This window comes from Okeania sp. SIO2B9, from assembly GCF_010672505.1.
Taxonomy (GTDB): Bacteria; Cyanobacteriota; Cyanobacteriia; order Cyanobacteriales; family Microcoleaceae; genus Okeania; species Okeania hirsuta.
This window is the reverse complement of record NZ_JAAHGK010000130.1, coordinates 1-9,118: the sequence shown is the minus strand read 5'-3', so window position 1 is coordinate 9,118 and position 9,118 is coordinate 1. Positions and strand designations below refer to the sequence as shown.

At 41.2% G+C, this 9,118-nt stretch carries 6 protein-coding genes and 1 pseudogene; 5 read left to right on the top strand and 2 right to left on the bottom strand.

Translation table 11 applies throughout. The annotated features are described in order from the left end of the window. Positions 1-432: 432 nt before the first annotated feature. From F6K13_RS07135 to F6K13_RS07115, 5 genes are all read left to right on the top strand, one after another. Positions 433-1,314, top strand: coding sequence for a glycosyltransferase family 2 protein (locus F6K13_RS07135; protein ID WP_124146049.1), 882 nt, complete (start codon positions 433-435; stop codon positions 1,312-1,314). A 193-nt stretch (positions 1,315-1,507) separates the two neighbouring features. After that, a complete protein-coding gene (gene dxs, locus F6K13_RS07130) occupies positions 1,508-3,415 on the top strand; it encodes a 1-deoxy-D-xylulose-5-phosphate synthase (protein WP_124146050.1) in 1,908 nt (635 codons plus the stop codon). A gap of 161 nt (positions 3,416-3,576) precedes the next feature. After that, positions 3,577-4,410, top strand: a complete 834-nt coding sequence (locus tag F6K13_RS07125; protein WP_124146051.1) for a TauD/TfdA family dioxygenase — start codon at positions 3,577-3,579, stop codon at positions 4,408-4,410. A gap of 200 nt (positions 4,411-4,610) precedes the next feature. After that, entirely contained in the window at positions 4,611-5,789 is a 1,179-nt protein-coding gene (locus tag F6K13_RS07120) for a citrate/2-methylcitrate synthase (RefSeq protein WP_124146052.1), read from the top strand. 223 nt (positions 5,790-6,012) lie between these two features. Continuing rightward, on the top strand, positions 6,013-7,200 hold the full coding sequence (locus F6K13_RS07115; RefSeq protein ID WP_287287078.1) for a hypothetical protein: 1,188 nt from the start codon (positions 6,013-6,015) through the stop codon (positions 7,198-7,200). A gap of 14 nt (positions 7,201-7,214) precedes the next feature. On the opposite strand, the gene F6K13_RS07110 is transcribed toward F6K13_RS07115, so the two are convergent. Continuing rightward, complete coding sequence (locus F6K13_RS07110) at positions 7,215-8,564, bottom strand: flippase (protein WP_124146054.1); 1,350 nt, start codon at positions 8,562-8,564, stop codon at positions 7,215-7,217. 389 nt (positions 8,565-8,953) lie between these two features. Beyond that, positions 8,954-9,118: pseudogene (locus F6K13_RS07105) on the bottom strand (hypothetical protein); the annotation flags it as partial.

Below are 9,118 nucleotides of genomic sequence, written 5' to 3'. Positions count from 1 at the left end.
GGGCACTTTGACTTGTCCCCAGAGAGTTTATCTTTGGTCAGCTAAGAATAGACGGAGCAACACGGATTTATCCTGTTGCGTAGTATCTGCTTAGAATCCCCTCGACTTTAGCCAGGGGAGTAGTCAAAGTATTTAGAGATAAGAACTTTAAATAATTAGGTAGGGCATTCAACAATTAATAATTAATAATTAACAATTAATAATTACCTCTCCTTAAAAACAAGAGGGTTGACGCAAAAGGGAAATTTTTTTTATTTTTTATCCTTTAAAGGAAAGGCTGTAAACCTTAATTATTAGGTAAGAGTTAATTGTTGACAGTAAGGATAAGGTATAAACTTCATCCTAATGATCAATGCCCTACCTTTGAATATCATAATTTCATTTCCGCATTTACGAGCTTAATAACAAAGAGCAGTTACTAAAATTTACCGAATGTTCTCAATTTATATACTGACTTACAACGAAGAGATAGATATCGCTGCTTGTATTGGGTCAGCAATGTTGTCAGATGACATTATAATAGTAGACTCCTTAAGTAGCGATCGGACTGTAGAAATAGCAAAACATTATAATGTAAGAATAGTTCCACACAAATTTGAAAGCCATGGAAAACAACGAACATGGATGCTAGAGGAAGTTCCTACAAAATACGAATGGGTCTATATCCTAGAAGCAGATGAACGAATGACCCCGGAATTATTCAACGAATGCCTAGAAGTAATAAACAGTCAAAAAGAATATATTGGGTATTATGTTGCAGAGCGGGTCATGTTTATGGGGACTTGGATTCGCTACAGCACACAATATCCCCGGTACCAGATGCGCTTATTTCGTAAAGACAAAGTATGGTTTACCGATTATGGTCACACAGAAAGAGAAGTTTGTGACGGTCCCACAAGTTTTTTGAAAGAAACTTATCCCCACTACACCTGTAGCAAAGGAATTTCTCGGTGGATAGAAAAGCACAATCGCTATTCTACAGATGAAGCAGCAGAAACAGTTAGACAACTAGAAACAGGAAACGTATCTTGGAAAAATCTATTTTTTGGAGCTTCAGAAGTAGATAGAAGACGTGCCCTCAAAGATTTTTCCTTACGCTTGCCCTTTAGGCCAATAATTCGCTTCATATATATGTATATTTTCCTGAAAGGATTTCTTGATGGCCAAGCAGGATTGGCTTGGTGTACCTTGCAAGCTTTCTACGAATATCTCATACTAATTAAAGTCTGGGAAATGAAAAATATGCCTGTACCATCATTAACTTCAGTCATCGATGCCAATTCATCAAAAGTAGAAATAGAGGCACAAGGGTGAAATATAACTTAACCATTGGAACAACTGCTAAATAGCTATAGTGATTAAGTTGTTGAGTTTACTGATTATATTATGTAGCCCCACCCACAAAGGCTGATTCATAACTTGAGTATTGCAAGGTAAATCAAAATTAATCGTCAATATTCCCCAGTAAAAATCGTAAATCTACACAAAACCTAAATAAATTTAAAGTATGCATCTGAGCGAAATTTCTCATCCTAACCAGTTGCACGGTCTTTCAATTCATCAATTAGAAGAAATTGCTAGACAAATAAGAGAAAAACATCTAGAAACTGTTGCCACCAGTGGAGGACATCTAGGTCCGGGATTAGGAGTAGTAGAACTGACCCTGGGTCTCTACCAAACTCTCGATCTAGATCGGGACAAAGTCCTATGGGATGTCGGCCACCAAGCTTATCCCCACAAAATTATCACAGGTAGATATCACAATTTCCATACCTTGCGGCAAAAAGATGGGGTGGCAGGTTATCTAAAACGTTGTGAAAGCAAATTCGACCATTTCGGTGCGGGTCATGCTTCTACAAGTATCTCTGCTGCTTTAGGAATGGCCTTGGCTAGAGATATGAAAGGAGAGAATTTTAAGGTAGCAGCAATTATCGGTGATGGCGCTCTAACTGGTGGTATGGCCTTAGAAGCTATTAACCATGCAGGTCACTTACCTAAAACTAATATGCTGGTAGTGCTAAATGATAATGAGATGTCCATCTCTCCTAATGTGGGAGCTATTTCTCGCTATCTTAACAAAATGCGCCTCTCTCCACCAATCCAGTTTCTCAAAGATAATTTAGAAGAACAATTCAAACATATTCCCTTTGTAGGTGAAACCTTTACACCAGAAATGGAAAGGCTCAAAGAAGGGATGAAGCGTTTGGCAGTATCAAAAGTGGGAGCAGTTATTGAAGAATTGGGCTTCACTTATATTGGTCCTGTTGATGGACATAACTTAGAAGAACTAATTACAACTTTCAAGCAAGCTCACGAAATTCCTGGGCCTGTATTAGTTCATGTTTCTACAACTAAGGGTAAAGGATATGCGGTGGCAGAAGAAGATCAAGTCGGCTATCATGCTCAAAATCCCTTTAATCTAGCTACTGGCAAAGCTTTACCAGCAAACAAGCCAAAGCCTCCCAAATACTCTAAAGTTTTTGCCCATACCCTGGTTAAACTTGCCGAAAATAATCCTAAAATTATCGGTATTACTGCTGCCATGGGAACTGGTACCTGTCTGGATAAACTTCATGCTAAGTTGCCAAAACAATATATTGATGTTGGTATTGCAGAACAACACGCTGTTACTCTCGCAGCAGGATTAGCTTGTGAAGGGATACGACCTGTGGCAGGTATTTACTCGACTTTCTTGCAACGAGCTTATGACCAAATTATCCATGATGTTTGTATTCAAAAGTTACCTGTTTTCTTCTGTTTAGACCGCGCTGGAATTGTGGGAGCTGATGGCCCTACTCACCAGGGAATGTATGATATTGCCTATTTACGTTGTATCCCGAATATGGTAATCATGGCGCCTAAAGATGAGGGTGAGTTACAACGGATGGTGGTTACTGGGATTGAGTATACAGATGGTCCTATTGCCATGCGGTATCCTCGTGGTAATGGTTATGGTGTGCCATTAATGGAAGAGGGTTGGGAAACTGTTCCTATTGGTAAGGGTGAAATTCTGCGGAATGGTGATGATGTTTTGATATTGGGCTATGGTTCGATGGTACATCCTGCCGTGCAAACTGCCGAAATTCTCAGCGAACATGGTATTGCAGCTACAGTGGTAAATGCTCGTTTTGTCAAGCCTTTGGACACAGAATTAATTTTGCCTTTGGCACAACGTATTGGAAAAGTTGTGACTATGGAGGAAGGTTGTTTGATGGGTGGCTTTGGTTCGGCAGTTACGGAAGCATTGATGGATAATAATGTGCTTGCACCTGTGTTACGTTTGGGTGTACCTGATAAGTTGGTAGATCATGCTAAACCTGATGAGTCGAAGGCAGATTTAGGTTTGACTCCTTCTCAGATGGCAGAACGTATTTTGCAGAGTTTTAAGTCGAAGTTATCCACTGTTAACGTTTAATATTTTTGTTGGAAGTTTTTAAATAGACTTCTGGTGAAAAGTTAATTTAGGGAGATTCCATGGAACCTCCCTACAAGTTTTTCTCTTAAAGGCTTATTTGCTGTCTTATTTAATTTTTATTCTTAAGTAGAAAAAGCAAAATTTATGCAAAAGGGGAAATAATGGACAACGCGGTACACCGGAACTATAGCTACATTAAAGTGCATCCGATCGCAGGTGCAATTGGGGCTGAAATCCAAGGGGTAAATCTGGCAGAACCCCTCAAAAGTGAAGTCGTTGAGGAGATTCGCCTTGCCTTTCTCGATCACTTAGCGATCTTTTTCACTAATCAAGAACTTACCCCTCACCAACAGCTTGCCTTCGCCCAGAAGTTTGGTAAGGTAATGGAGTACCCGCTGCTTCAGGGATTGCCTAAATGTCCGCAGATCACACCGGTAGTGAAGTTGGAGCATGAGCGGGCGAACTTTGGGGGTATGTGGCATTCCGATACTACCTATCTAGAGCGTCCACCGATGGGGAGTATCCTCTACGCTGTTGAGATTCCGCCATACGGTGGCGACACTCTTTTCGCCAACCAGTATATGGCTTACGAAACCCTATCGGAAGGTCTTAAGGAGACCCTGCAAGGACTTGTTGGCATCAACACCTCGTCAAAAGCTCATGCCTTTCTAAGCAATGCTAGTCTTGAGCAGGAGGTGATAGTCGGCACCCATCCAGTAGTGCGCACGCACCCAGAAACTGGGAGGAAGGCGCTTTACATAAACACTAACCATACAAAGCACTTTCAGGGGTGGACGGTGTCCGAAAGCCGACCTCTGCTAGACTATCTCTTCGAGCATCAAGTCAGACCGGAGTTCACCTGCCGCTTTCGCTGGCAGCGTGGTTCCCTTGCCTTCTGGGATAATCGCTGCACTCAGCATAATCCGGTGAATGACTATCAAGGGTTCAAACGTATCATGCATCGTGTTACATTGGCTGGGGACAAGCCGTACTGAATGCTGAGAATGTATACCGTTTTACGGAAGTCAAAAGTTAAAAGTCAAAAGTTAAAAGTAAGATTTTATAGGCTTAAAAGTTTGACACTACAGTAATTACAGGAAATTATTTCACACAATAAACAGGGTTTATTACCCTAATTTTTGTTGTTCAAATCACGAAATTTCGTTGATAAGCCCGGTTAAGGAGTTATTGTAACATGGAATATAAATATCACGGTACAGATATAGACGGACCTACTCTCAATCCAGAGGAACTGTACGTTCGGAATAGGAATCTGAACGACCTAATTGGTAATTTGACATTTACTGGGGCTATTTATCACTTATTGATGGGCAAAGAGGCAACTCCATCCCAAGAACAACTTCTCGATCGCTATCTTGCAAGTGCGCTTTCTTCTTTAACAGAGGAGGATACAGCTATAGAAGTGATTAAAACTGTAGTCGCTTCGGGTGCAACTTATTCTCAGGCAATTATTGCAGGGTTAATGGTTGACAAAACGAAGTCATTTGAACAGACGATCGCGCTCGTTGACTTGGAGGCAATAGGATTGGATCGAGACAGTCAAATTGGACTATATTATGTTGGTCTAATTCCTTCCTTAATGGTTATTGCTCTCGAAAGTATCCAGTGGATTAAAGAAAATAAGGAAAAATTTTTTGACCACCAAAAAACTTATGGGAAAAGAGTTTTGACTGAGGGGAAAGACTATATTGAATCTATATTTACGCTTTGTACTAACAGAAATTTTAGCAACTCAACTGAGAGAAAAATATTCAACGATATTATGGTTAGCTTGCATGCTGGTTGGGGGTTTCTTGCTCCCTCAGTTATGTTGCCCAGGGTTGCCACGAGTACGAGAGTTCCTATGCACCAAGCGATCGCAGCAGGTTTTACAGCGGCAGGCCCATCCCATGTTGGAGCTTGCGAAAAAGCAATGGAGTTCTTTACTGCCGTTCACAAACAATGTTCGGGAGATATAGAAGCAGTAACGATCAAGATATTGGAAGATCGCCTGGCTAAAAAGGAGAAGATCCACGGTTTTGGACACCCAATGTTTAAGGCAGATTCAAGAAACCCTCGTCTACGGTCAATTATATCGGAGATCGATATGCGATCGGACTTTCTTCAAATTTATGATATTACGGCAGAGTTTTTGAAAGAGAAACGGGGAATTTATCCAAACATTGATAGCATTAGCGCTGCTGTATTTTTGTCTCTGGGAATGAGACCCCCCTATGGAACAGGACTATTCCTATGTTCGCGGACTTCAGCAATGGTTGCTCATATTCTGGAGCAAAAAGATAAACCTCCTTTTGGTGCTACCAGTGAGGAGATTCGCAAATGGTTTGGTCCTTTTGCTGTTGGTGTGAAGTGAAAATTAATAGATTTGAGAGCATATCAATTAGTATGGAGGTGTGGGGACTAACCCCTACTGCTCCCAGGAGCAAAAGTGTAGAGGCATTGCATAGAAGAATGAATTATAGTTTTAAACTTATAAAGTAAAAGATAGGGTTTACTTTTTCTGCAAAGATTCATCCTTTGGTTTAGCAACGCCCCATTTTTCAGAAGTAAGTTATTCTAGAAATACCAGGAAAAATTTGATGAGCGAAGCAAGGTTAGAACAGTTGGTCAGTGAAGGGAAGGCGACGATACTTTACATTCATGGAACAGCTAGAAGCGGATCGACGATCACAGAAGTTATTTTTGCCCAGCTAGCGGACGGAGCAATCCATCAGCCTTTTGTGGGTCTGTACGACAAGCTAGGGGGTCTCCTGAGACAGAACAAACTTCCCTTTGATGCTGATATATACGAAGCAGGTTGTGGCTTAATTGCCGATAAGATAGAGGAGATGCTCCAGCAGAAAAGCCACGTTACAATTCTGGTGAAAGAAGTTTCTTGTTTCTTTCATCCGCAAATATGGTCCCAATGGATTCAGATTCCCAAAAAGTTTCTGTTCATAATCCGAGAACCTCATTTACAGTATCTATCATGGTTATCCTATATGGCTGACTTGATGTTTAAGGGCAATGGCTTATTAATGGGGAATCCTGCTTTAGTAATGGAGAAGGCTCAGGTTACAGAAGTGGTAAAACTCCAAAGCCTCAAGCCAGCATGGTCGGGAACAACCATTAGTTATAACTTCCAGCAATGGCAGAGGCTAATTCACGATTGGAATTTGCTGCGATCAACAATGACGGGAAGTTCAAAAAAACTGGCAGTTTTGGATTTGATTGAACTCAGGAAAAATCCAGAATATGCAATTGCTAAGACAATTGAGCAATTGGGTTTTGAAGTTGATAATGTCAAGGAGTTTGGTCGGGATTTACTGGCGCAGTCCCAGGAAAAGATTTTCGATCCCAGAGATAGCAACCGCATTCAAGTTAGGAAGGCACGTAATAGTAATGAAATCCAGCCGTTAGTGCTTGGAGAAGCTATAGAACCCCATGCTTTTCCACTTCAGTCACGAGAGCATATTTGGGAACTGATTCCCATTTACCTTGATCTGCTCTACGCACCAGAAAATATGGCTATACCATCTTGGCAGCAATTAGAGCAGACTGTGGCAGGGAGCGAAAGCTTGAAACTAGGAGATATTCATCCTTTTGTTGCTTATGCAATCGCCATTTTTCACAAGCATGAAAAGCCCGCACCAGAAATAAATTCTCTGCTAGATAGTATTGTCAATGGCAAAACGAAAACAGCTCTGGGAGAAGAAAAACTCAACTCAGAATTGTTTGGAGATTCCTTTGCTGTGGTGGATGCTTACTGGCAGCAGGCCAACTAATACTAAATCCGGAATTATTGTTGGCGATCGCCTTCCGTCTGGAAGAAACTATAAAAAACAGAAGAGTAAATCCCCAGATTCCTAAACACGAGGACAGTTAGCCAAATATTAGACATTGCCATTGTCAAGCCAGTTGCGATCGCCGCTCCAATAGAGCCGAAGATGGGAATTAATATCCCATTCAAAACTATATTGATTAAGGCGGTATAACCGTAAACAACAACAGCTTGATTTTGATGACCTGTCATTACCATCAACAAGCCGACAGAGCCACATAAAGCATTCACCATTTGTCCTAAAACCAAAATCTTTAGCTGCCAGTGAGCGACGATGAATTCCGGCCCAAACAGTCCCATCACAGGCTGAGCGAAGACAATGAGGATAGAACCGATGGCGAGAGAAAACCAGAAAATCCAGACAGTCACCTTGGAGACTAGGTTTTGTAGCCCCTGCTGATCGTTTTGGGTGTAAAGCTCAGTAAAGACAGGTGCAACTACAATATTAATGGTCTGCAAAATAAAAGCCACCCAAATGGCTGTCTTTACTGCCGCACTGTAAATACCCGCCTGCTCAGGTCCAATCAAGGAACCCACCATCACAATATCTGTTTGACTCAAAATAGTTTTAAATCCCACTTGTAATAGCAAAACTAGGGCAATGTCTATCCACTCGCGATAGCAATAAACAGGGGTTGTTACCTCAACCTCTTTGTTCAGTTTGCTCCACAACTGCCAGAACTGAAACGAGAGGGCGATCGCTAGCATCAACATTGCCAGTTCGATTGTTGTGATGCTGCCAAGGGCATGGTTTTTGTGCCAAAAAAACCATCCTCCTAACAGCAATAATATTGGCCAGATTACTTCAGAAGGTGCGTAAGCTAAAGTTACATCTTTCATCCCCCTAGCTGTTTCCAACTGCAACTGCACCAAAGCCTGTAGCGGTACCAACCAAATCCCAATCAGAAGTGGTGTCGCGTAGGCAAAGGTGTGATAATGATTCAGCAACAATATAAGACCTGTACTTGCTAGAGATAGCCCGAAACTCGTCAACACAGTCAGCAACCAGCCACCACGGACGATGCCGCGCAAGCGTCCCCAATCTTGTTTAACTTGGTATTCAGCAATTAAGCGTAACGCTGTGCGAGGCAAACCTAGTCCGGCGGGAATTGCGATTAACAATGACCAAGAGATGACATACTCATAAATGCCGTACTCAGTTTTGCCCATCCATCGTGCCAGAAATACTTGTACTAAGTATGTCAGTGTTAGCCCCGCTAATTTGAGAATTAATGCTACTTTGACATCTTTAATTATAAGGTTTAAATTGAAATTTTCTTGAGTTTGTGGTAATGAGGTTTGAGTCATAAATGCTAATTCATTAATTATTCCAAAGGGCGGTTCTATTCCTCATAGGGACTAGACCAGAAATACTCCTTTAGAAGCTATCCCACTATTTTTAACAAGTTTATTTGTTTAAGTAAAATGTGTTTGAAAAGCTTGATTTTTCGTTTTTAACTATCAACATATTTAGAGTTTTTAGCAAAAGTCTTATTAGTGGGATAGGTTCCCTTTACTAACTGATCGGATCGGGTTATCACAGCTAACACGACATAATAAACACTATAGAGTCACCATTAGAGTTGTTGGTTTTTCTGAGCATGATCGCTCTTTTATTCCTGAGCGGGTATTATCAGTAATTGACAATTCCCAATTAATGTCAATTGGGAAATTACCAAATCCTCCCAGGCTAGAGTTTACCACATAACCCTAAAATATGTAGATAATACCAATTTGACCCAAGGAGAATCTATCTTAGTTACCGTACCAGAATAAATCAAGCGACGTTTAATATGTTCTGCTAAAGCTTCACTTAGAGGCATTCGGCGTTCTGGTGGTAAATCTTCCTGAGACCGCCTGTG